Raw genomic sequence first — 20,731 nt, forward strand, 5'->3', positions numbered from 1 at the left:
TCCCACCGGCTACCTGACCGCGGCGGCGGTGAAGCTGATCGTCGGATCCAGCATCCTGCCCAAGGGCGCCCTGCAGCTGATCTCCGGCCCGGCCCGGGACCTGCTCGATCACCTCGACTACCGCGACCTCGTGGCCTTCACCGGGTCGGCCTCCACCGCGAACCGGCTGCGCTCCCACGCCAATGTGATGCACGGGGGAGTGCGCTTCAGCTCGGAGACGGACTCCCTCAACGCGGCGATCCTTGGTCCCGATGCGGTGCCGGGCACCCCCGAGTTCGAGGCCTTCATCCGGTCCCTGGTCACCGAGGTGACCGTCAAGGCCGGGCAGAAGTGCACGGGCATCCGCAGGACCATCGTGCCCAGGGCCCTCGTCCGGGACGTCGTCGACGCCGCCCGTACCCGGATCCAGGAGCGGGTCACCCTGGGCGATCCCCGCGCGGAGGGCGTCACCATGGGGGCACTCGCCTCGCTCGAACAGCTTGAGGGCGTGCGGGACTCGGTGCGCGAACTGCTGTCCTCCGGCGGCGAGATTGCCCTCGGCTCCCTCGACGTCCCCGAGGTCACCCGGGCAGACGGGACAGTCGGGCCGGCCGGCGATGGCGCGTTCATGGCGCCGCTGCTGCTGACCTGGGAGGACGTGGAGGCCGGGGCGCTGCACTCGGTGGAGGCTTTCGGGCCCGTCGCCTCCGTCATCGGATACGACAACCCGGCGCATGCCGTCCACCTCGCGGCTCTCGGTTCCGGGTCCCTGGTCGCCACCGTGTGCACCAATGACCCGGAGACCGCCCGCGAGCTCGTCACGGGGATCGCCGCACACCACGGGCGCGTGCTGATCCTCAACCGGGAGGACGCGCGCTCCTCAACGGGTCACGGCTCCCCGGTGCCGCACCTCACCCACGGCGGGCCCGGCCGGGCCGGCGGCGGCGAGGAACTCGGCGGCATGCGCTCGGTTCTCCACCACATGCAGCGCACCGCCCTGCAGGGCTCCCCGAACATGCTCACGGCGGTCACCGGCGTGTGGCACACCGGAGCGGACCGCAGGTTCGACGGCGTCCACCCGTTCCGGAAGAATCTCGCCGAGCTGCGGATCGGCGATGCCGTCCGGTCCGACCTGCGCCAGGTGACCCTCGAGGACATCACGGCGTTCGCCGACACCACGGGGGATAAGTTCTACGCCCACACCAACGAGGAAGCCGCCGCGGCCAACCCGTTCTTCCCCGGCATCGTGGCCCACGGCTACCTGCTGCTCTCCTGGGCGGCGGGACTGTTCGTCGATCCGGAGCCGGGCCCGGTCCTGGCGAACTACGGCCTGGAAAACCTTCGTTTCCTCACCCCGGTGGCGGCAGGGGACTCGATCCGGGTCACGCTCACCGCAAAGAAGATCACGCCGCGGGAGACCGACGAATACGGGGAGGTGGCCTGGGACGCCGTGCTGACCAACCAGTCCGACGAGATCGTGGCCACCTACGACGTGCTGACCCTCGTGGAGAAGTAGGGCCCCGCCGGCGGGGCGCAGAGGCGGCCCGCCCGAGCGGTCGCCCGTCCAAGCGGTCGCCCGTGTCGGCGGCGGCCGCCAGCGTTCGCGCGCACGCGCCGGTGCTCAGGGCCGGTGGTGCAGCCCGTCGAAGACCATGGTGATGACGTCGTCGGCCAGCTTGCCGGCGGTGAGGGGGCCCCCAGGTTTGTACCATTCGACGATCGAGTTGATCGTGCCGAACAGCAGCCGGGTGGTGGTCCGCGGGTCGATGTCGCTGCGCAGCGATCCCTCCGAGCGGGCCGCGTCGACAAGGGCCGCGACCTGCCGGTCGAAGGAGCGCCGGCGCTCAAGGGCGCCGCGCTCAACCTCCGTATTGCCGCGCAGGCGCAGCAGCAGGGTCACGAACGGCAGGCGCTCGGTCAGGACGGCGATGGTGCCGCGGAGGACGAATTCGAGCCGCGCATCGGCCCGTCCCGACGTCGCCCGCGGGTCGGCGAGGACCGCCTCAAGCCCGCCGAGGGCGTGTTCGAGGGCCAGCCGGAGCAGGTCGCCCTTCGAGGGGACGTGGTGGTAGATCGCGGACTTGCTGATGCCCAGGTTTTCGGCGAGCACCCCCATGGAGGTCGCTTCGTAGCCGTGCCGGTTGAAGACGTCCACGGCGATGGTGAGGACCGCCTGCTGGTCGTAGCCGGGACGCCCGCGGCGTCCGGGCGTGGTGGCCGGTGCTTGAGTGCTCGCCATATCCGTCATTTTCGCATGAACGTTCGGTCACTCCCCGCCGGAGCGGGGGCGGAGGTCGTAGACCCTCTTGAGCTTCCCGCTGGAGCGCACCAGGGAGCCCTGCTCGACGACGGTCACGGTGCAGCTTGAGCCGATGTGGATCTTGATCTGCTCCCGCAGCGTGGCCGCGGCGTCGCGGGCCGCCTCCGCGGACACGCCGTCCCGCGGCTCCACCTTCACGTTCAGCTGGTCCATGCGCTGGCCCTCGGGGCGGGTGAGCTCAAGCTGGAAGTGCGGGCTCAGCGCCGGAATCCGCAGGGCGAGCTCCTCGACCTGGGTGGGGAACAGGTTGACTCCGCGCAGGATGATCATGTCGTCGCTGCGGCCGGTGATCCGCCCCATCCGGCGCATCCCGGGGCGGGCGGTGCCGGGCAGCAGCCGGGTCAGGTCGCGGGTGCGGTACCGGATGACCGGCATGGCCTCCTTGGTCAGGGAGGTGAAGACGAGTTCGCCGGCTTCGCCGTCGGGCAGGACCTGGTCGGTGAACGGGTCGACGATCTCGGGCCGGAAGTGGTCCTCCCAGATGTGCGAGCCGTCCTTGCTCTCCACGCATTCTCCGGCGACGCCCGGGCCCATGACCTCGGAGAGCCCGTAGATGTCGCAGGCGTCGAAGCCCATGCGCTCCTCGAGCTCGTGGCGCATCTCCTCGGTCCACGGCTCGGCGCCGAGGACGGCGGTCTTCAGCGTCGTCGAGCGCGGGTCGATGCCGGCGGCGGCCATGGCGTCCAGGATGGTGAGCAGGTAGGTGGGGGTGGCGAGGATGGCGTCGGGCTCGAAGTCGCGGATGAGCTGGATCTGCCGCTCGGTCTGCCCGCCGGACATTGGAATGACGGTGCACCCGAGCTTCTCGGCACCGTAGTGGGCGCCGAGGCCGCCGGTGAACAGGCCGTACCCGTAGGCGTTGTGGACCTTCCATCCGCTCTTGACGCCGGAGGCGCGCAGCGACCGGGCCACCAGGGTGGCCCAGCGGTCGATGTCCCCGGCGGTGTAGCCGACGACGGTGGGCTTGCCGGTGGTACCCGAGGACGCGTGGATGCGGGCCACCCGGTCCTGCGGCACGGCGAACATCCCGAAGGGGTAGGACCGGCGCAGGTCCTCTTTGGTGGTGAAGGGAAATTTTGCCAGGTCCGACAGTTCGCGCAGGTCGCCGGGGTGCACCCCGGCGTCGTCGAACTTCCGCCGGTACAGTTCCACCTTGTCGTACGCGAGGGCCACGGTGCGCTGCAGGCGCTCGAGCTGGAGCGATTCGATGCGGTCCCGGCTGTACTCCTCTTCGGGGTCGAGGGTTCCGGGAGCGGCCGCAGAGGCCTTGAGGGCTGTACCGGTCATGAGGGGTCCTTCGCCTTCGGGGAACGGGCGGGTGCGGGCACGGTGCGGGAGCGCCCGCGGAACTCGGCGACGGGGCGGCCCGCGGCGCCGTCGTGCGCGGTGATGGTGATGTCGTAGAGCCCGCTGCGGCCCGCGGCGGCCCGCCGTTCGGCGACCGCGGTCAGGACCTCGCCGGCCCGCACCGGGCTGAGGAAGGTGATGTCGGCCCCTGAGGCGACCGTCACGGTCCCGGCGTCCTGTGCCCCGGACGCGGAGTCAGCACCGGGGGAGGCGGGGTTGCAGGCGAGGGCGAAGGCAGAATCCGCGAAGGCGAAGATCATTCCGCCGTGGGCGATGCCAAAGCCGTTGAGCATTTCCGGGCGCACCGTCATCGCGATCCGGGCCGAGCCCTCGCCGACCTCGAGCAGCTCGATGCCCAGCCAGGCCGAGGCGTGGTCCTCCGCGAGGATCTGGTGCCGCGGTGCCGCGGGCCCCGCCGTCCGGACGTCGCTGTCCATTCGAGCCGCCTTCCGAATTATTTACCGAATGTTCATTAGGTAATACCGGCCGACGGGCACTGTCAAGGCGGGACGGGCGGGGCCTTGCTTTCGAGCCTCTATATCTATTAGATATAAGCGGCGAAGGAGAGGGCCGCATGTCACGTACGGAGCAGACCCAGACCGCAGTGCTCGGTGCCCTGAGCGTGATGCCCATGACCGGGTATGCACTGCGGGAAGAGATCCGGTCCGTCCTCGGGCACTTCTGGAGCGAGTCTTTCGGCCAGATCTATCCGGCGCTCGCGGAACTTCAGCGGCAGGGCCTAATCGAGCGCCGGGGCGCGGACCGGGCGCGGGCTTCGGTCTTTGCCATCACGCCGGCCGGGACGGCGCGGCTCCGCGAACTGCTCTCGGAGCCGGCGCAACCGGTCCGGCCGCGGAACGGGCTGATGCTCCGGCTCTTCTTTGGCCGCCAACTGGGGCCCGAGGCCTGCCGGAACCTGATCCGGGAGGCCCGGGAGGAAGCGGAGGCGCGGTTGGCCGAGCTTGCCGTGGGACGCAGCGAATCGCAGGAGGGTCCGCACGCCCAGGACCGCCCCTACTGGCTCCTCACGATCTCCGCAGGCGAGCATGCCGCCCGGGCGGCCATCGCCTGGGCCGACGACGCCCTTGAGGCCCTTGAAGCCCTGTCCGACTCGGCAGCGCCCAATCCTGCCGCAGAACCACCAGCAGTTTCCGAGACCGTCCATCCTGTAAGGGAGCACCCATGAACGCTTTCCCCTTTCTCCGCCTCCGGCGCGCCGCAACGCCGGGGCGGACGGCTGCCGCTGCGGCGGCGGGTTTCTCGGTCATCGCGGCCTTCCAGGCATCCCTGGCGCTCGGGGCACCCCTGGGGGAAGCCGCCTACGGCGGCGCCAGCGCCGGCCGGCTGCCGGCGGAGCTGCGCGCGGCCAGCGCCGTGGCCATGGTGGTGTGGCTGCTGGCCGCCCTGACCGTTCTTGCCCGGGGCCGTCCGGGACCGGTTCCGGCGGGCAGGGCCCTCCGCTGGGGACTCCGCGGATTCATCGTCCTGCTTGCGGCCGGGACCCTGATGAACGCAGCCTCGTCGAGTCCCTGGGAGCGGTTCCTCTGGGCGCCCCTCGCGCTCGTCCTGCTGCTTCTGTGCCTGCGCCTCGACCGGCAGCACGGCTCGGACGGGAGTCCCGACGGCCGCGCTGCCTAAGCGGGCGGCGCCCACGGACCCGCAGCTCCACCCACAGCCTTCATCACAGCCTTCACCCAAAATCCGTTCTCCCCTGTTGGGAAGGGATCGACTGTGGTTCACTGCGGGGACAGGGGTGCCAAACCCTCCGGACGCGGATCACGCAAGGTCGAGGCACCGTGTCCGAAACTGAGTTCAAACCTGAGGAGGCCGGTCCGGTGGGCATTGTGAGCTGCGGGGTGGCGGTATCGCTCGACGGGTTCGTCGCCGGCCCGCGCCAGAGCCTGAAGGATCCGCTGGGGGAGAATGGTGAGAGCCTCCACACCTGGATGTTCGACCACCCTGAAGCGCACGCCGCCCAGCGGGAGGAGCTGCTCTCGCACGGCGCGTACGTGATGGGCCGGAACATGTTCGGGCCTGTGCGGGGCGCCTGGGATGAACCCTGGCGGGGCTGGTGGGGGGAGGATCCGCCGTACCACGCGCCGGTATTCGTGCTGACCCACTACCCCCGTGACCCTGTGGTGATGGAGGGAGGCACAACCTTCATCTTCATCACCGACGGCGTGACGGCCGCGGTCGAGCAGGCGAGGGCGGCGGCCGGGAACGGTTCCGTCGGCGTCGGCGGAGGCGCCTCAACCATCAACCAGTGCCTGGCCGCGGGCCTGATCGACGAACTGACCCTGCATGTGCCGCCGGTCCTGCTGTCCGCGGGTGAACGGCTCTTCGCCGGCGTCGGGGACCTTGAGCTCGCGATTGTGCGGGCGCGGAGCACCCCCCATGTCACCTCCACCACCTACCGGGTGGTCCGCTAGGGCCCGCCCCGGACGCCGGGCCAATAGGTCAGGTAAAAATGCGCATATTCCCCGGGTTCAACGCCCCCCGGCGGTGCTAGGTTTTTTGGGAAGGAAGGTGCCTGATGACCGCCGGACCCCCGGCGCCGCCGGCACCCGACGTTCCCGGATTGTGCCTACCCAGGAGGAAGTCATGACGGACCATGTAGCCAACGTTTCCGCGTGCGATGTGGAAACCTGCTCCTTCAACCACCACCACGACTGCACGGCCTTCGCCATCACCGTCGGCGGCAGTCCCGAGCACGCGAGCTGCTCGACGTTCATCGACACATCGGCCAGCGGCGGGCTGCCGAAGGTGCTGGCGCACGTCGGCGCCTGCCAGCGCTCCGAGTGCCAGTTCAACGACCACCTGCTGTGCGATGCGGAGAACGTCCGTGTCGGCCCGGGCGCCGAGGCCGCTGACTGCCTCACCTACCAGCCCCGGTAGCGGCGTTCCCCGGTGAGCGCGTCCTCGACGGAGGATGCGCCGGGGCCACGCCCGGCGGCGGGCCCTACGCGTCGGCGAAGGGCCGGACCTCGGTGGCGCCCAGCGCGTCGGCGGCGAAGGCATAGTCCCACGCCACGTCCTTCCACCGCGCGTACCGGCCGCTGGCGCCGCCGTGGCCGCCGTCCATCTCCGTTTTGAGCACGATCGGTTCTGAACCCGTGGTCTTCTCCCGGAGTTCGGCCACCCACTTCGCCGGCTCGACGTACAGCACCCGGGTGTCGTTGAAGCTCGTCACGGCGGCGATGCGCGGGTAGTCCGCGGTGCGGACATTCTCGTAGGGCGTGTACTCCTTCATGTACCGGTACACCTCGGGGTCGGTGATCGGATTGCCCCACTCCTCCCACTCCAGCGCCGACAGCGGCAGCTCCGGGTCGAGAATGGTGGTGAGGGCGTCGACGAACGGCACCTGGGCCACGATGGCCCGGTACTTCTCCGGGGCGAGGTTCGCGACGGCGCCCATCAGCAGTCCGCCTGCCGAGCCGCCCATCGCGGCGATGCGCAGCGGGTCCACCCACCCGGAGTCCACCAGGTGGTCCGTCGCGTCGACGAAGTCCGTGAAGGTGTTCTTCTTGTTCAGCTTCTTGCCCTGCTCGTACCAGGTGCGGCCCATCTCGCCGCCGCCGCGGACGTGCGCGACGACGTAGACGATGCCGCGGTCGAGCAGGGACAGCCGCGCCACGGAGAACCCGGGGTCCATGCTGACCTCGTAGCTGCCGTAGGCGTAGACCAGGGCCGGGTTGGAGCCGTCCTGCCGCAGGTCCGCCCGACGCAGGACCGAGAGCGGAAGCAGCGTGCCGTCGGCGGCCTTCGCCCACTGGCGTTCGGCCACGTAGCGTTCCGGCCGGTAGCCGCCGAGTACCTCGGTCTCCTTGCGCAGCGCCAGCTCCCCGGTGGCCAGGACGTAGTCGTAGATCCGCGGCGGGGTCAGGAAGGAGGTGTAGGACAGGCGGATGATCGGGGAATCGAACTCGGCGTTGGCGAGGTTGCTCGTGATGAGCTCCTCCTCGAAGTCGGGCTCCGCGGGGGCGGCCTGGGCCGGCGTTCCGAGGCCCTTGAGGTCGAGGACCTGCACGCGTTCGGTGGTGTCCCGGCGGACCGAGAGCACCAGGTGGGTGCGGGTGACCGCGGCTCCGTTGACCCGGACGGCGTCGTCGTGCGGGATCACCGTCGTCCACTGCTGGTCCTTGAGCGGCCGGGCGAACTCGGAGGCGGCCACCAGGCTCACCATCGAGTTCTTGGCGTCGCGGTTGTGCGTCAGGACGTAGTGAAGCACCCCGTCCAGCCGCACCGGCTCCGCCTCGTACAGGATCCTCTCGTCCCGGGAGATCAGCGTGGTCAGGCCGGCGCCCGGCGTCGTCAGGTCGAGGACCCGGTATTCGCTGTACTCGGAGGAGCCGACGCTGATCAGCAGCTGGGTGCGGTCGGCGGAGAGGTCGAAGCCGGTCCACATGGCGACGTCGTCCTCCTGGTAGAGGACCTCGTCCTCCTCCACCGGAGTGCCCAGAGTGTGGACCTTGACCTGGAAGGGGCGCCAGGAGTCGTCGACGACGGTGTAGAAGACCCGGGTTCCGTCGGGGGAGAAGCCGAGGCCGTAGAAGACGTTGGCCACCTCGTCGGGCAGCAGCTCACCCGACTCGAGGTCCTTGACGCGCAGGGTGAACCGCTCGTCGCCGGCGTTGTCCTCGCAGTAGGCCAGGAGGGTGCCGTCCTCGCTCACGGCGAGCCCGCCGAGGGAGAAGAAGGGCTTGCCCTCGGCAAGGACGTTCCCGTCGAGGAGGACCTGTTCGCCCTCGACCGGCTGCCCGGGCACCACCTCGGGGGGAGTCCAGTCGGCGGCGAGGTCGCCGGTGTCCACGGCGGCAACGCGGCACTGGATGCCGTACTGCTTGCCCTCCTCGGTGCGCGAGTAGTACCACCAGCCCTTCTTGCGGGCCGGAACCGAAAGGTCGGTCTCCTGGGTGCGGTTCTTGATCTCGGTGAAGATCCGCTCCCGCAACTGCTCCTGGCCGCGGGTGACGGCCTCCGTGTAGGCGTTCTCCGCGGTGAGGTGGGCGGTCACCTCCGGGTTGTCCTTTTCCCGCAGCCACTCGTAGGAATCGGTGAAGGTGTCGCCGTGGTGGGTGCGTTCCACCGGCATTTTCTTCGCGGCGGGCGGACGGGGGACGGCATCCACGGGGGTCTCGGCAGTCATGGGTCCATCTTGCCAGAAGCGCGCCGAGGGGCCCGGGCGTTCCGTTCACCCGGAGGACGGGTCCGGATCCCCGCAGCCGGGGGTGTCCGGCGGGCGCCGCGGCGGTGGATTCGGTGTTGACGCCCTCCCGGCACGCCGCATATCCTGAACGAACGGTCGGTAATTATTTTCGACACGATCCGCACAGTGAGGTGACCCCATGGCAGCACCAGCAGCGACCCAGTACGGCAGCCCGGACGTCGACGCCGCCGGCCAGCAGCTGTTCGATGAGCTGATCATTCAGGACTCCCGTATTGAACCGCGGGACTGGATGCCGGAGGCGTACCGGAAGTCCCTCACCCGGCAGATTTCCCAGCATGCCCACTCCGAGATCATCGGCATGCAGCCCGAGGCCAACTGGATCACCCGCGCACCGTCACTGAAGCGCAAGGCCATCCTGATGGCCAAGGTCCAGGACGAGGCCGGCCACGGGCTGTACCTCTACTCCGCCGCCGAAACCCTGGGCACCCCGCGCGACAAGATGACCGAAGACCTGATCGCCGGCAAGGCGCGGTACTCGAGCATCTTCAACTACCCCGTGCTGACCTGGGCCGACATCGGCGCGATCGGCTGGCTCGTCGACGGCGCCGCCATCTGCAACCAGGTCCCCCTGTGCCGGGCCTCCTATGGACCCTACGGCCGGGCCATGGTGCGCATCTGCAAGGAAGAGTCATTCCACCAGCGGCAGGGCTTTGAGATCCTGCTCGAACTCGCCAACGGCACGCAGGCACAGCGCGACATGGCCCAGGACGCCATCAACCGCTGGTACGCGCCCTCGCTCATGATGTTCGGCCCGCCGGACGATGACTCGCCGAACTCCAACCAGTCGATGGCCTGGAACATCAAGCGCTTCTCCAACGACGAGCTGCGCTCGCGCTTCGTCGGCATGATCGCCGAGCAGGTGAAGGCCCTCGGGCTGAGCCTCCCCGACCCGGACGTGCGCTTCAACGAGGACACCGGAAAGTGGGAGTACGGCCCGCTGGACTGGGAGGAGTTCAAGGAGGTCCTCGCCGGCCGCGGCCCCTGCAACGCCCAGCGCATGGAGCGCCGCCGCGAGGCCCACGAGGACGGCGCCTGGGTGCGCGAGGCCGCGGCGGCCTACGCCGACAAGCAGGCCCGCGGGGCCGCTTCAGCGACGGAGGCAGCATGACCGGCGGATCCACGACCGGCGACGACGGCTCGACCGCGCCGGCGGCGGGGCCCGCGGAAAAGCGGCAGCCCTGGCCGTTGTGGGAGGTGTTCGTGCGGTCCTCGCGCGGGCTCTCCCATGTCCACGCCGGCTCCCTCCACGCGCCCGACGCCGACATGGCGCTGCGCAACGCCCGCGACCTCTACACCCGGCGCAATGAGGGCGTGAGCCTGTGGGTGGTGCCGTCCTCGGCCATCATCACCAGCGACCCGTCCGCGAAGGAGCAGTTCTTCGAATCTCCGCAGGGCAAGGACTACCGGCACGCCACCTACTACTCCAAGAGCGAAGGGGTGAAGCACCTGTGAGCGAGGCCAACGCCAGCGCCACCCGCATCACCCCGGGCAACGCGCTGCGCCCCGAGGACATCGCCGCCTCGGACGCCGTGCCGTCCCCGGAGGCCGCGGAGTACGCGCTGTGGCTGGGGGACGACTCCCTCATCCTCGCCCAGCGCCTCGGCTGGTGGATCTCCCGTGCCCCCGAGCTCGAAGAGGATGTGGCGCTGGCCAATATCGCACTGGACCTCATCGGCCACGCCCGCTCGTTCCTCACCTATGCCGGCCACGCCTCCGGCCGCACCGAGGACGACCTCGCCTACTTCCGCCGCGAGCCGGAGTTCCGCTCCGCGCACCTGTTCGAGCAGCCCAACGGCGACTTCGCCCGCACCATCGCCCGGCAGTTCGTGGTCTCCCATTACCAGTGGGAGCTGTACTCGCGCCTAACGCACTCCACCGACGCCACCCTCGCCGGCATCGCCGCCAAGGCCGTCAAGGAGGTCGACTACCACCGCGACCACAGCCTCCAGTGGGTGCTGCGCCTGGCCCAGGGGACCGAGGAGTCCCGCCGCCGCATGATTGCCGGGCTGAAGCTGACGTGGCCCTACGTCGAGGAACTGTTCGCGGACGAGCCCCTGATCGATGCCCTCGGCGGCGCGGCCGTCCGGCCCAGCAGCCTCCGGGAGCCCTTCGATGCCGCGGTCGCCGCGGTGCTCGCCGAGGCCGACCTCGAGGTGCCGGCCGTGCCCGGCGCCACGGGCGGCGGCCGCCGCGGCGTGCACAGCGAGCACCTCGGCTACATCCTCGCCGAACTCCAGGTCCTCGCCCGCGAGCACCCCGGCGCCTCCTGGTAGCCCTCATGAGCACCGACACCCGCACCTCCACCGCGGCACACCGGCCCGCCGACCCCGCCGCCGCCGCGGTCTGGGACATCGCCGCCACCGTCTGCGACCCGGAGATCCCCGTGCTCACCATCGAGGACCTGGGCGTCCTCCGGGACGCCCGCGTCGGTCCGGGCGGCACCGGAATCACCGTGGTCATCACGCCCACCTACTCCGGCTGCCCCGCCATGGATGCGATCCGCGACGACGTGCTTGCCGCACTCAGCGCCCACGGCTACGCGGACGCCCGGGTGGAACTGGTCCTCGCCCCGGCCTGGACCACCGACTGGATGACCGAGGACGGCAAGGCCAAACTGAACCGGTACGGCATCGCCCCGCCCACCGGGCAGGCGGCGGCGGGGCCCGTGCGGGTGGGCCTGAGCGTCAAATGCCCCCAGTGCTCCTCGCTGAACACGCGCGAGCTCACCCGCTTCGGCTCCACCTCCTGCAAGGCGCTCTACGTCTGCCAGGACTGCCGGGAACCCTTCGACTACTTCAAGGTGCTCTGACATGGCCGTTACCTTCGCCCCGACCAACAAGCGGCGCACCGCCTTCCACGAACTCACCGTGGCCGAGGTGCGCCGGCTGACCGACGACGCCGTCGAGGTCACCTTCGCCGTGCCGGCGGAGCTGGCCGGAAAATACGACTACGTTCCCGGCCAGTACGTGGCGCTGCGGACCACGCTCGACATCGACGGCGAGCCGAAGGAAGTGCGCCGCAGCTACTCCATCTGCGCCGAACCGCGTCCGGGGGAGATCCGGGTGGCGATCAAGCGGGACCTGGGCGGGGTGTTCTCCAGCTGGGCCAATGAGTCCCTCAAGGCGGGGGACCGGCTCGACGTGATGAGCCCGATGGGCCAGTTCATCTCCAAGCACGAAATGACCGAACTGAACCACCCCGAGAAGATCGACACGGCGACCCAGAACACCTTCGTCGCCGTGGCGGCAGGCTCCGGCATCACCCCCGTGATCTCCATCGCCCGCTCGGTCCTCGCCGCCGGGGAGAACGTCCGCTTCGACCTCATCTACGCCAACAAGGCGGCCATGGATGTGATGTTCCTCGAGGACCTCGCGGACCTCAAGGACCGCTACCCGGCCCGGTTCGCCGTCCACCACGTGCTCTCCCGCGAACAGCGCATCTCGCCGCTGCTCTCGGGCCGGATCGACGCCGAGAAGCTGCAGACCCTGCTCGGGGGTGTGCTGCGCACCGAGGACGTCGACGAGTGGTTCCTCTGCGGGCCCTTCGAACTCGTGCAGCTGTGCCGGGACACCCTCGCCGAGCGGGGCGTGCCGGCCGAGAAGATCCGCTTCGAACTGTTCAGCACCGGCGAACCGGCCCGCCCGGAGGGCCAGACCGGGCGGCCCGTCCGGCCGGCCGACAACGGCGAAAACTACACCATTTCCTTCCGCCTCGACGGGCTGCAGGGCACCGTCGAAAGCCCCACCCACGCCCGGGAATCCCTGCTCAACGCCGCCCTGCGGGTGCGCCCGGACGTGCCCTTCGCATGCGCCGGCGGGGTCTGCGGAACCTGCCGTGCAAAGATCGTCTCGGGCACGGTGGAGATGGAAGAGAACTACGCCCTGGAGCCCGACGAACTCGCCAAGGGGTACGTCCTGACCTGTCAGGCCCGGCCCACCAGCGACGCCGTGTCGGTGGACTACGACGCCTAGGAGAGGCATGACACTGCAGGACACCATGATTTCGCTCGAGGTCAACGACGGCGTCGCCGAAATCACCCTCAACGCCCCCTACAAGCTCAACGCCCTCGACGAGCAGGCGCTCGCGGACCTGTCCCGGGCATACGACGAGGCCGAAGCGGCGGCCGCCGACGGGTCCGTCCGGGCCCTGCTGCTGCGCGGGGAGGGCCGCGCGTTCTGCGCAGGCCGCGACATCTCCGGGGTCTCCCCGGACACCGACGACGCCGAGGCCTACCTCGCCGGGCTGGTCACCCCGCTGCTGAAGAAGATGTCGGCCTTCCCGGCACCGACCTTCGCGGCCGCCCAGGGCGCCTGCCTCGGCGTCGGACTGGGCCTGCTCATCGCCACCGACGTCGTCTACGCCGCCGACAACGCCAAGATCGGGTCGCCGTTCGCCAACCTCGGGGCCACCCTCGACTCCGGCGGCCACTGGCTGTTCACCGAGCGCCTCGGCGCCCACCGCACCCTCGACCTGATCTACACGGCCGAGCTGATGAGCGGCGCCGAGGCCGTGCGGTCGGGCCTGTTCAGCCGCTCGCTTCCCGCCGGCGAACTCCTCGACACCACCCGGGCCACCGCCGCCCGGGTGGCCACGGGCGCCACCGGGGCCTTCCGCGCCTCCAAGCAGCTGGTGGCCGGGATCCGCGACCGGCGGCTGGGGCTGTGGGCGGCCGTGGACCAGGAGAACGCGGCCCAGGCCGCCCTCTGCCGGACGCCGGACTACGCCGAGGGATTCACCGCCTTCCAGGAAAAGCGCGCCCCCCGTTTCGCCGGACGGTAGCCGCCCCTGCAGGGGCGCCGCCGTCCGCGGCGCCCGCGGCAGCCGGGCACGCCGGGTCCTTGTCCGCGCCCTACCGGGTGTCGAGGTCCTCGAACACCAGGAAGGTCTGGGTGTCCAGGACGCCCGGCATCGACTGAAGCCGGTCGAAGATCACCCGGCGCAGGTCGAGGTTGTCCTCCGCGCGCACCAGCAGGATCACGTCGAAGTCCCCGCCGACCAGGGCGATGTGGTGGATTTCGGGGATCTCCCTCAGCTTCTCCCGAAGCTCCCGCCAGGAGTGCTGGCGCACCTTGAGGGTCACATAGGCCGAGGATTTCAGCCCGGCCTTCACGGGATCCACGAGGGCCGTAAACTTCGTCAGCACCCCCTCTTCGGTCAGGCGGGAGATCCGCGAGTAGGCGTGGGCCCGTGAGATGTGGACGTTCTCGGCGAGCGACGTGACCGACTGCCGTCCGTCCCGGGTCAGTTCGGCCAGGATCCTGCGGTCAACCTCGTCCAACGGGCCATCGGCCATCTGTCTCTCTCCGCTCCTGTAATCCAGCTCACATCGACCGATCGTCTTCGATCGAGCCCTCGGGAAGTCAATCCTTCCAGACTTTCGGCATTTGATGGATACGAAATGCACCCTGAAGCGATACTAAGGTGACACAGCATCCAATGCTGCCCCTGCGATCCGCGGGCGGCGGTGCGGAGGCTGTCGGAGACACGGCCAACGGAGGCGGACATGACGATTCCAACGAACAGCGACTCCACTCGAACGGAGGGCGGGGTCGATACGCAGTTGCTGCCCTCGCCGGTTCCGGTGCAGCTGATCGACCACCACGGAGAGGCCCATCCCGACGCCCGGTATGCCCTTCCGGACCCCCAGGCCCTCCTGGCGGGCTACGCGCGGCTGATCTCGGGCCGGCGCATCAACGACCAGGCCAACGCCCTGGTGCGCCAGGGGCGCCTTGCGGTCTACCCCTCCTCCCATGGGCAGGAGGCCTGCCAGGTGTCCGCGGCGCTCGTCCTGCAGTCCCAGGACTGGCTGTTCCCCACCTACCGCGACACCGTCGCCGTCATCACCCGGGGCGTGGATCCGCTGGAGGTCTTCACCCTCCTGCGCGGCGACTGGCACTCGGGCTACGACCCCTACGAACTGCACGTCGCCCCGCAGGCCACCCCGCTGGCCACGCAGCTGCTCCACGCCGTCGGCGTCGCCCACGCAGCCAAGCTCCGCGGCGAGGACACCGTGGTCCTTGCCCTGTGCGGCGACGGGGCCACCAGCGAGGGCGACTTCCACGAGGCGCTGAACTTCGCCGCCGTGTTCCACGTGCCGGTGGTGTTCTTCGTGCAGAACAACGAATACGCCATCTCGGTGCCGCTGAAGAACCAGTCCGTGGCGCCGTCCCTGGCCCACAAGGCGATCGGCTACGGCATGCCCGGGGAGCGGGTGGACGGCAACGACCTCGCGGCGCTGCTGTCGGTGCTCGGCGCGGCCGTCGACTCCGCCCGCAGCGGCGGCGGCCCGGCCCTGATCGAGGCCCACACCTACCGCATGCAGGCCCACACCAACGCCGACGACGCCACGCGGTACCGGGCCGCCGAGGACGTCGACAAGTGGATCCCGAAGGACCCGATCAGCAGGCTGCGCACCTACCTGCGCGGGCTGTCCCTGCTCGACGACGCCGTGGAGGAGCAGTTCGCCGCCGAAGCCGAAGCCGTCGCGGCCGCGATCCGCGTCGGCCTCAACGCCGACGTCGAGGTCGACCCGCAGGAGTTGTTCGCCCACGTCTACACCCAGAAAACAGCGCAGCTCCGGGAGCAGGCCGACCTGCTGCGCGACGAGCTCTCACGCGAGGCGGTCCAGTCATGACCCAGATCTCAGAACGCGCGGCGGCCCCGGTTGAGGCCCCCGCCCGGCCCGCCGACCCGTCGGCGGCCGAGTCCACAGCCCGGTCCGCCGCCACGGCCGTGACCTTCGCCAAGGCCCTCAACACCGCCCTCGCCGACGCCATGGCGGCGGACAGTTCGGTGCTGATGTTCGGCGAGGACGTCGGACCCCTCGGTGGAGTCTTCCGGATCACCGACGGGCTGACCGCCCGCTTCGGCCCCGGGCGCTGCTTCGACACCCCGCTGGCCGAGGCCGGGATCATGGGCATGGCCGTCGGGATGGCGATGAACGGCATGCGCCCGGTCGTGGAGATGCAGTTCGATGCCTTCGCCTACCCGGCCTTCGAGCAGGTGGTCAGCCACGTCGCCAAGCTGCCCAACCGCACCAAGGGCCGGGTGCTGCTGCCGATGGTCATCCGCATTCCCTACGCCGGCGGAATCGGCGGGGTGGAGCACCACTGCGATTCCTCCGAGTCCTACTACGCCCACACCCCCGGCCTCACGGTCCTCGCCCCGGCCACGGTGCGCGACGCCTACCTCATGCTGCGCGAGGCGATCGCTTCGCCGGATCCCGTCGTCTTCCTCGAACCCAAGAAGCTGTACTGGTCCAAGGAGGTTGTCGACCTCGGGGAGCTGCGCCGCGCCTTCGAGGACGGCTCCGCGCCGCGGACCATCGGCAGCGCCGTCGTCGCCCGTTCCGGCACCGACGCGACCCTGATCGCCTACGGACCCTCGGTGCCCACCGCCATGGCCGCCGCGGCCGCCGCCGCCGAGGAGGGCCGCTCGCTCGAGGTCATCGACGTCCGCTCCCTCGTGCCCTTCGACGACGAGACGGTGTGTGCGAGCGTGCGCCGGACCGGGCGGGCCGTGGTGATCGCCGAAACCCCGGGGTTCGCCTCGGTCGCCGCGGAGATCGTGGCCCGGGTCCAGGAGCGGTGCTTCCACTCCCTGGCGGCGCCCGTGCGGCGCGTCACCGGCTTCGATATTCCCTATCCGGCGCCCAAGCTGGAGCATCACTTCCTGCCCAGCGTCGACCGGATCCTCGACACCGTCGATGAGCTGCAGTGGGAGGACGGGCAATGAGCACCGAAGCGCTGCCCGCGTCCCTGCAGGTGTTCCGGCTGCCCGACCTCGGCGAGGGCCTGACCGAGGCCGAACTCGTCAACTGGCTGGTCAAGGAGGGCGATGAGGTCCGCGTCGACCAGCCGGTCGCCGAGGTCGAGACGGCCAAGGCCGTCGTCGAGGTGCCCTGCCCCTACGCCGGCACCATCGCCGTGCTGCACGGGGCGGCGGGGGAGACCCTCGACGTCGGCGCCCCCCTGATCTCCGTCCGGGCCGCCGGCACCCCGGCCGCCGAAGCGCCCGCCGGCCAGCCGCCTGCCGCAGGGGCCGCACCGCGCGTCGAACCCGTCGCCGGGACCATTGCCGGACCGGAGGCCGAAACCTACCGGAACGAGGAGCGGGCCGGCATCTCCACCGCCGCCGCGGCGGCCGCGGCCCCGGAACCCGAGCAGGGCTCGGGCAACGTCCTCATCGGCTACGGCACCCCCGGCGGCAGCACGGGAAAGCGGACCCGGGCGCGCCGGGCCTCCGGTTCGCCGCGGCCGGCTGCACCGGCCACCTCTGTCACCCAGGAGCCCGCGCCCGCTGCGCCGGCCGCGCCCGACGGCGGGAACGCCGTGCAGGCCGTGCGCTGCATCTCGCCCCTGGTCCGCCGGATGGCGCTCGAGGGCGGGCTGGTGCTGCGGGAGCTCCGCGGAAGCGGCCCCGACGGGCTCATCCTGCGCCGGGATGTCGAGTCGGCCCTCGCCGGCCGCGGGGCCGGTACCCCCGCCGCCCCGGCCGTCGAACGGTCAGGGATGGAACTGTCGGTGATGGAACAGCCGGCGGTGGAGCCGTCCACGGTGGAGCAGCCGGCGTCCGGCATCGACCAGCGGTCCGGACTTGCCGTCCTCGAGCGCGTTCCCCTGCGCGGGATGCGCAGGACGATCGCCGACACCCTCTCGCGCAGCCGCCGGGAGATCCCGGAGGCGACCGTGTGGGTCGACGTGGACGCCACCGCCCTGCTGGAGCTGCGGGCCTCGCTGAAGTCCGACGGCGGCGCCCCCGGCCTGCTGGCGTTCATCGCGCGGTTCGTCGTCGCCGGGCTGGCGAAATATCCCGAACTCAATACCCGCGTCCTCACCGGTGGGGACGGCTCCCAGGAGCTTCTGGCCGTCGAGGGCATCAACCTCGGGGTCGCCGCCCAGACCGACCGTGGCCTGGTGGTGCCCAGCATCCGCAGGGCCGACCTGCTCAGCGCCCGGGCCCTCGACGCCGAAATCCGCCGCCTGACCGAGGCCGCCCGTGCCGGGAAGGCCACTCCGGCGGAGCTGACTTCCGGAACCTTCACGCTGAACAACTATGGCGTGTTCGGGGTGGACGGCAGCGCCGCGATCATCAACCACCCGGAGTCGGCAATCCTCGGCGTCGGGCGGATCATCGACCGGCCCTGGGTGGTCGACGGGGCGCTGGCGGTGCGGAAGGTGACCGAGCTGACCCTGACCTTCGACCACCGGGTCTGCGACGGCGGGACGGCCGGCGGGTTCCTGCGGTTTGTGGCCGACGCGATGGAGAACCCGGCCCGGCTGCTGGCCGACCTGTAACGGGGCGGTTTCCCGGCGGCGGCCGGCTTCGCGGATTCCCGTGAAGCCGGCCCCGCCGCGGGATCAGGCGGGAACCATCTCCGGGATGGCCTTCGGCTCGACGTGGCGGATCATGCGCAGACCGCAGTTTTCCTCGACCAGCGCCCCAAGGCTCCGGTACTGGAAACTTTTGCTCGTGGTTTCGGGCCACCGCTTGCGCAGCAGCATGCCCAGGCGGGCCCCATTGACCCGACCGTCGATGAGCAGTTCGGGGTCCGCGCCGACCAGCGAGAGGATCGCCTCCCGGTATTCGGCCAGGGTCGGCGGCGGTGCGGGTTGCGCGGCCGGCGCCGGCACCGTTGGCGCCGGTGCGGGCGGCTCCGGAACCGCAACGACGTGGAACTGGTCCGCGGCCGACCGGAGCATGCTGCTGACGGCCCCGACATCGGGGCCCGAGGTCGTCACCACGATCACATACTTGCCCAGCGCATGCAGCCGCCGCACCAGCGGAACGTAGCCGCCGTCTCCGCTGACGATCACGAAGACCTCGATCCAGGGCGCCTCGGCAGCGACCCGGAGCGCGTCGACCACGAGTTCGATGTCGGCTGCGTTCTTGATGTCCTGGCTGAAGGAGAAGATCTGGACCGGCTCGACGCCATGCCCGAGCAGCTGGCGGCGGTAGGTGCCCATCTCCGCCCGCCCCCAGTTCGCGTAGGCCCGGGCCACCGCAGTCAGCGCGCCGACTCCGCTGTCGCGGACGAGCTGGCCGATGTCCTTGATGATCGAGCCCACGGGAACGGAGGTGGGGTGCCCGGAAACCCCGCCGTAGAGATTCTCCATATCCAGAAAAACCGCAACGTTCCGCCGGGGTGGTGTTCCGCCGGGTTCCATAGTCACCTGTCCTGGTTGGAGCGGAGGGAATACCTCATACGACGAAATTAGGTATTTGAAGAAAGTAGCCCACATGTTTCGGATGTGACTAGAGCTAATAGGACATGAAATTACTTTCCCGCCGCCGAAGCGCTGCCGTTCGGGGACGGACTGCCGCTGGTAGTCTCTGCCCATGGATGAGTCAATGGGGAAATTTCTGTCCGACTTCGCTGCCCTGGTCGAGCTGGCGCAGGCGCAGGGACCGCGCGGTCCCCAGGGCGAACAGCTCGTCCCGATCCTGAGCGCACACCTCGGACGCCCGGCACACGAGATTCCGGTCGTCCTCGAGCAGGTTCCCTCCCACCGCTTCGTGGACCTCGACATCTTCCTGACCGGGGAGGCCGGAAAGGACCCGGCCGCCCGGCTTGTCGGCATCGGCGGGGGAGACCAGCGCCACCATCTATCGCTGAGCGACATGCTTCAGCAGCAGCAGTTCTTCCCGCGGCTTCCCCTCTCCCAGCCCGACTATACGAACGTGGCCGTGGGCCCCGACGCCCAGCGGCAGGCCCTGGCGCTGGGCGTCTGGCTGTTCACCCGGGACGGAGTCCCGCTGGCGGTCCTCCAGCGCACCGCGAGCCCGCAGTACGGCCGGATGGCCGCATCGCTCGAGGTCCTCTCGCCGGACCCGGGCGCAACGGCCGCGTTCCTCGCCGAGCTGCGCCGGCAGCTGCAGAGCGACAGCGTGCTCAAGGGCCAGGTGATCTCCCTGACGATGGACGACTTCGGGCAGGGAAGCGCCGGTGTCACCTTCCACCACCGCCCGGCCCTCGGAGAGGCGGACGTCATCCTGCCGGAGGGCCTCCTGCAGAAGATTTCCGACCATGCCGTGGGCGTCGCCGCCCACCGCGCCGCGCTGAAGGCCCTGGGCCAGCACCTCAAGCGCGGAATCCTGCTGTACGGGCCGCCGGGCACGGGAAAGACCCACACCGTGCGCTATCTGCTCGGCCGGACCGAGGGGACGACGGCGATCCTGCTCTCCGGCGGCACCCTCGCCTTCGTGAGCGAGGCCGCCCGGATGGCCCGCGCCCTCCAGCCCTCGGTGGTGGTCCTTGAGGACTGCGACCTGATCGCCGAGGACCGCAGCTACGGCCACGGCCCGCAGCCCCTGCTGTTCGAGGTGCTCGATGCCATGGACGGGCTTGACGATGACGCCGACGTCACCTTCGTCCTGACGACGAACCGGGTGGACATGCTCGAACGGGCGCTGGCCGAGCGCCCGGGCCGGGTCGATCTCGCGGTGAACATCCCGCTTCCCTCCGAGCGCGAGCGCATCGAGCTGCTCCGCCTTTACTCACGCAGGATCAGCTTCAGCGAGGAGGCGCTGGCCGCGGCCGCCGCGCGCATCGAGGGAACCACCGCGTCCTTCGTCCGGGAGCTTGTGCGCCGGGCGGTTCTCGGGGCCCAGCTCGCCGGTGCCGACGTCTCCGACGAACATCTCGAGGCGGCGGTGGCGGAGTTGATGGCCGACGGCGCCACCCTGACCCGCAGCCTGCTCGGGAGCCAGCACTCCCCGGGCTCCCCGGCCGGGCAGGGCTATCCTCCGGAGCCCGGCCTCGCGCCCGGGCCCGGGTTCTTCCCGGGCCCGGGAGACCCGCCCGGGGGATGGTCCGCACACGGCTCGGTGGGGTGACTCCCGTTGGAGTCCCGGGCTCC

General features: G+C 70.4%; 21 protein-coding genes. 15 read left to right on the plus strand and 6 right to left on the minus strand.

Annotation, left to right across the window (positions count from 1 at the left end):
• Positions 1-1,495 (plus strand): phenylacetic acid degradation bifunctional protein PaaZ (paaZ, locus tag QZX79_RS13395; protein ID WP_294568852.1); only part of this gene is annotated, 1,495 nt, incomplete at its 5' end.
• Between the two features lie 105 nt (positions 1,496-1,600).
• Here paaZ and QZX79_RS13400 read toward each other — a convergent pair.
• Genes QZX79_RS13400 through QZX79_RS13410 form a run of 3 tightly spaced genes read right to left on the minus strand, consistent with a single transcriptional unit; the run spans position 1,601 to position 4,083 of the window.
• Entirely contained in the window at positions 1,601-2,218 is a 618-nt protein-coding gene (locus QZX79_RS13400; protein ID WP_120167816.1) for a TetR/AcrR family transcriptional regulator, read from the minus strand.
• Positions 2,219-2,245: 27 nt separating this feature from the next.
• A complete protein-coding gene (gene paaK, locus QZX79_RS13405) occupies positions 2,246-3,586 on the minus strand; it encodes a phenylacetate--CoA ligase PaaK (RefSeq protein ID WP_294568853.1) in 1,341 nt (446 codons plus the stop codon).
• The gene (locus QZX79_RS13410) at positions 3,583-4,083 is read right to left on the minus strand and encodes a hotdog fold thioesterase (RefSeq protein ID WP_294568856.1); all 501 of its coding nucleotides are present in this window, start codon (positions 4,081-4,083) and stop codon (positions 3,583-3,585) included. The genes paaK and QZX79_RS13410 overlap by 4 nt, the downstream gene beginning before the upstream one ends.
• A gap of 137 nt (positions 4,084-4,220) precedes the next feature.
• Between QZX79_RS13410 and QZX79_RS13415 the strand changes: the two genes are divergently transcribed.
• The 4 genes from QZX79_RS13415 to QZX79_RS13430 all read left to right on the plus strand — a co-directional run bounded on the left by QZX79_RS13415 (position 4,221) and on the right by QZX79_RS13430 (position 6,541).
• On the plus strand, positions 4,221-4,832 hold the full coding sequence (locus tag QZX79_RS13415; protein ID WP_294568858.1) for a PadR family transcriptional regulator: 612 nt from the start codon (positions 4,221-4,223) through the stop codon (positions 4,830-4,832).
• The gene (locus tag QZX79_RS13420) at positions 4,829-5,284 is read left to right on the plus strand and encodes a hypothetical protein (RefSeq protein ID WP_294568860.1); all 456 of its coding nucleotides are present in this window, start codon (positions 4,829-4,831) and stop codon (positions 5,282-5,284) included. The genes QZX79_RS13415 and QZX79_RS13420 overlap by 4 nt, the downstream gene beginning before the upstream one ends.
• Positions 5,285-5,442: 158 nt before the next feature.
• Entirely contained in the window at positions 5,443-6,075 is a 633-nt protein-coding gene (locus QZX79_RS13425) for a dihydrofolate reductase family protein (protein ID WP_294568861.1), read from the plus strand.
• Positions 6,076-6,247: 172 nt separating this feature from the next.
• The gene (locus QZX79_RS13430) at positions 6,248-6,541 is read left to right on the plus strand and encodes a DUF1540 domain-containing protein (protein ID WP_120168038.1); all 294 of its coding nucleotides are present in this window, start codon (positions 6,248-6,250) and stop codon (positions 6,539-6,541) included.
• Between the two features lie 64 nt (positions 6,542-6,605).
• On the opposite strand, the gene QZX79_RS13435 is transcribed toward QZX79_RS13430, so the two are convergent.
• Entirely contained in the window at positions 6,606-8,792 is a 2,187-nt protein-coding gene (locus QZX79_RS13435) for a S9 family peptidase (RefSeq protein ID WP_294568864.1), read from the minus strand.
• Positions 8,793-8,991: 199 nt separating this feature from the next.
• On the opposite strand from QZX79_RS13435, the gene paaA reads away from it, so the two are divergent.
• Genes paaA through QZX79_RS13465 form a run of 6 tightly spaced genes read left to right on the plus strand, consistent with a single transcriptional unit; the run spans position 8,992 to position 13,652 of the window.
• A complete protein-coding gene (gene paaA / locus QZX79_RS13440) occupies positions 8,992-9,981 on the plus strand; it encodes a 1,2-phenylacetyl-CoA epoxidase subunit PaaA (RefSeq protein WP_294568866.1) in 990 nt (329 codons plus the stop codon).
• Positions 9,978-10,325 carry a 1,2-phenylacetyl-CoA epoxidase subunit PaaB gene (gene paaB / locus QZX79_RS13445; protein WP_294568868.1) on the plus strand — a complete coding sequence of 116 codons (348 nt, stop codon included), beginning with the start codon at positions 9,978-9,980 and terminating at the stop codon, positions 10,323-10,325. The genes paaA and paaB overlap by 4 nt, the downstream gene beginning before the upstream one ends.
• Positions 10,322-11,146, plus strand: coding sequence for a 1,2-phenylacetyl-CoA epoxidase subunit PaaC (paaC, locus tag QZX79_RS13450; RefSeq protein ID WP_294568870.1), 825 nt, complete (start codon positions 10,322-10,324; stop codon positions 11,144-11,146). The genes paaB and paaC overlap by 4 nt, the downstream gene beginning before the upstream one ends.
• 5 nt (positions 11,147-11,151) lie before the next feature.
• Complete coding sequence (gene paaD, locus QZX79_RS13455) at positions 11,152-11,682, plus strand: 1,2-phenylacetyl-CoA epoxidase subunit PaaD (protein WP_294568872.1); 531 nt, start codon at positions 11,152-11,154, stop codon at positions 11,680-11,682.
• A 1-nt stretch (position 11,683) separates the two neighbouring features.
• Positions 11,684-12,844: a 1,2-phenylacetyl-CoA epoxidase subunit PaaE gene (gene paaE, locus QZX79_RS13460; RefSeq protein WP_294568874.1), complete on the plus strand. Its 1,161-nt coding sequence runs from the start codon at positions 11,684-11,686 to the stop codon at positions 12,842-12,844.
• A 25-nt stretch (positions 12,845-12,869) separates the two neighbouring features.
• Complete coding sequence (locus QZX79_RS13465; RefSeq protein WP_294568901.1) at positions 12,870-13,652, plus strand: enoyl-CoA hydratase/isomerase family protein; 783 nt, start codon at positions 12,870-12,872, stop codon at positions 13,650-13,652.
• Positions 13,653-13,722: 70 nt separating this feature from the next.
• On the opposite strand, the gene QZX79_RS13470 is transcribed toward QZX79_RS13465, so the two are convergent.
• Complete coding sequence (locus tag QZX79_RS13470; protein ID WP_294568876.1) at positions 13,723-14,166, minus strand: Lrp/AsnC family transcriptional regulator; 444 nt, start codon at positions 14,164-14,166, stop codon at positions 13,723-13,725.
• Between the two features lie 210 nt (positions 14,167-14,376).
• Here QZX79_RS13470 and QZX79_RS13475 point away from each other — a divergent pair, with 210 nt between their 5' ends.
• From QZX79_RS13475 to QZX79_RS13485, 3 genes are read left to right on the plus strand one after another with little or no spacing between them, the layout of a single operon-like run.
• Positions 14,377-15,507, plus strand: a complete 1,131-nt coding sequence (locus QZX79_RS13475) for a thiamine pyrophosphate-dependent enzyme (protein WP_294568879.1) — start codon at positions 14,377-14,379, stop codon at positions 15,505-15,507.
• Positions 15,504-16,607 (plus strand): alpha-ketoacid dehydrogenase subunit beta, encoded by a 1,104-nt coding sequence (locus QZX79_RS13480; protein ID WP_294568881.1) that lies wholly within the window; start codon positions 15,504-15,506, stop codon positions 16,605-16,607. Before QZX79_RS13475 ends, QZX79_RS13480 begins: the two co-directional genes overlap by 4 nt.
• The gene (locus QZX79_RS13485) at positions 16,604-18,169 is read left to right on the plus strand and encodes a dihydrolipoamide acetyltransferase family protein (RefSeq protein ID WP_294568883.1); all 1,566 of its coding nucleotides are present in this window, start codon (positions 16,604-16,606) and stop codon (positions 18,167-18,169) included. Before QZX79_RS13480 ends, QZX79_RS13485 begins: the two co-directional genes overlap by 4 nt.
• A 63-nt stretch (positions 18,170-18,232) precedes the next feature.
• On the opposite strand, the gene QZX79_RS13490 is transcribed toward QZX79_RS13485, so the two are convergent.
• Entirely contained in the window at positions 18,233-19,039 is an 807-nt protein-coding gene (locus QZX79_RS13490) for an NYN domain-containing protein (protein ID WP_294568903.1), read from the minus strand.
• A gap of 184 nt (positions 19,040-19,223) precedes the next feature.
• Here QZX79_RS13490 and QZX79_RS13495 point away from each other — a divergent pair, with 184 nt between their 5' ends.
• Positions 19,224-20,708, plus strand: a complete 1,485-nt coding sequence (locus QZX79_RS13495; protein ID WP_294568885.1) for an AAA family ATPase — start codon at positions 19,224-19,226, stop codon at positions 20,706-20,708.
• Positions 20,709-20,731 lie beyond the last annotated feature (23 nt).

This window comes from uncultured Arthrobacter sp., assembly GCF_902805515.1.
Taxonomy (GTDB): Bacteria; Actinomycetota; Actinomycetes; order Actinomycetales; family Micrococcaceae; genus Arthrobacter_D.

Coding starts and splice junctions, on each gene's coding strand:
- QZX79_RS13485 (WP_294568883.1), top strand. CDS start 16,604: ATGAGCACCGAAGCGCTGCCCGCGTCCCTGCAGGTGTTCCGGCTGCCC.
- QZX79_RS13420 (WP_294568860.1), top strand. CDS start 4,829: ATGAACGCTTTCCCCTTTCTCCGCCTCCGGCGCGCCGCAACGCCGGGG.
- paaK (WP_294568853.1), bottom strand. CDS start 3,586: ATGACCGGTACAGCCCTCAAGGCCTCTGCGGCCGCTCCCGGAACCCTC.
- QZX79_RS13435 (WP_294568864.1), bottom strand. CDS start 8,792: ATGACTGCCGAGACCCCCGTGGATGCCGTCCCCCGTCCGCCCGCCGCG.
- QZX79_RS13470 (WP_294568876.1), bottom strand. CDS start 14,166: ATGGCCGATGGCCCGTTGGACGAGGTTGACCGCAGGATCCTGGCCGAA.
- QZX79_RS13480 (WP_294568881.1), top strand. CDS start 15,504: ATGACCCAGATCTCAGAACGCGCGGCGGCCCCGGTTGAGGCCCCCGCC.
- QZX79_RS13490 (WP_294568903.1), bottom strand. CDS start 19,039: ATGGAACCCGGCGGAACACCACCCCGGCGGAACGTTGCGGTTTTTCTG.
- paaE (WP_294568874.1), top strand. CDS start 11,684: ATGGCCGTTACCTTCGCCCCGACCAACAAGCGGCGCACCGCCTTCCAC.
- paaB (WP_294568868.1), top strand. CDS start 9,978: ATGACCGGCGGATCCACGACCGGCGACGACGGCTCGACCGCGCCGGCG.
- QZX79_RS13430 (WP_120168038.1), top strand. CDS start 6,248: ATGACGGACCATGTAGCCAACGTTTCCGCGTGCGATGTGGAAACCTGC.
- paaA (WP_294568866.1), top strand. CDS start 8,992: ATGGCAGCACCAGCAGCGACCCAGTACGGCAGCCCGGACGTCGACGCC.
- QZX79_RS13410 (WP_294568856.1), bottom strand. CDS start 4,083: ATGGACAGCGACGTCCGGACGGCGGGGCCCGCGGCACCGCGGCACCAG.
- QZX79_RS13415 (WP_294568858.1), top strand. CDS start 4,221: ATGTCACGTACGGAGCAGACCCAGACCGCAGTGCTCGGTGCCCTGAGC.
- QZX79_RS13465 (WP_294568901.1), top strand. CDS start 12,870: ATGATTTCGCTCGAGGTCAACGACGGCGTCGCCGAAATCACCCTCAAC.
- QZX79_RS13495 (WP_294568885.1), top strand. CDS start 19,224: ATGGGGAAATTTCTGTCCGACTTCGCTGCCCTGGTCGAGCTGGCGCAG.
- paaD (WP_294568872.1), top strand. CDS start 11,152: ATGAGCACCGACACCCGCACCTCCACCGCGGCACACCGGCCCGCCGAC.
- QZX79_RS13400 (WP_120167816.1), bottom strand. CDS start 2,218: ATGGCGAGCACTCAAGCACCGGCCACCACGCCCGGACGCCGCGGGCGT.
- QZX79_RS13475 (WP_294568879.1), top strand. CDS start 14,377: ATGACGATTCCAACGAACAGCGACTCCACTCGAACGGAGGGCGGGGTC.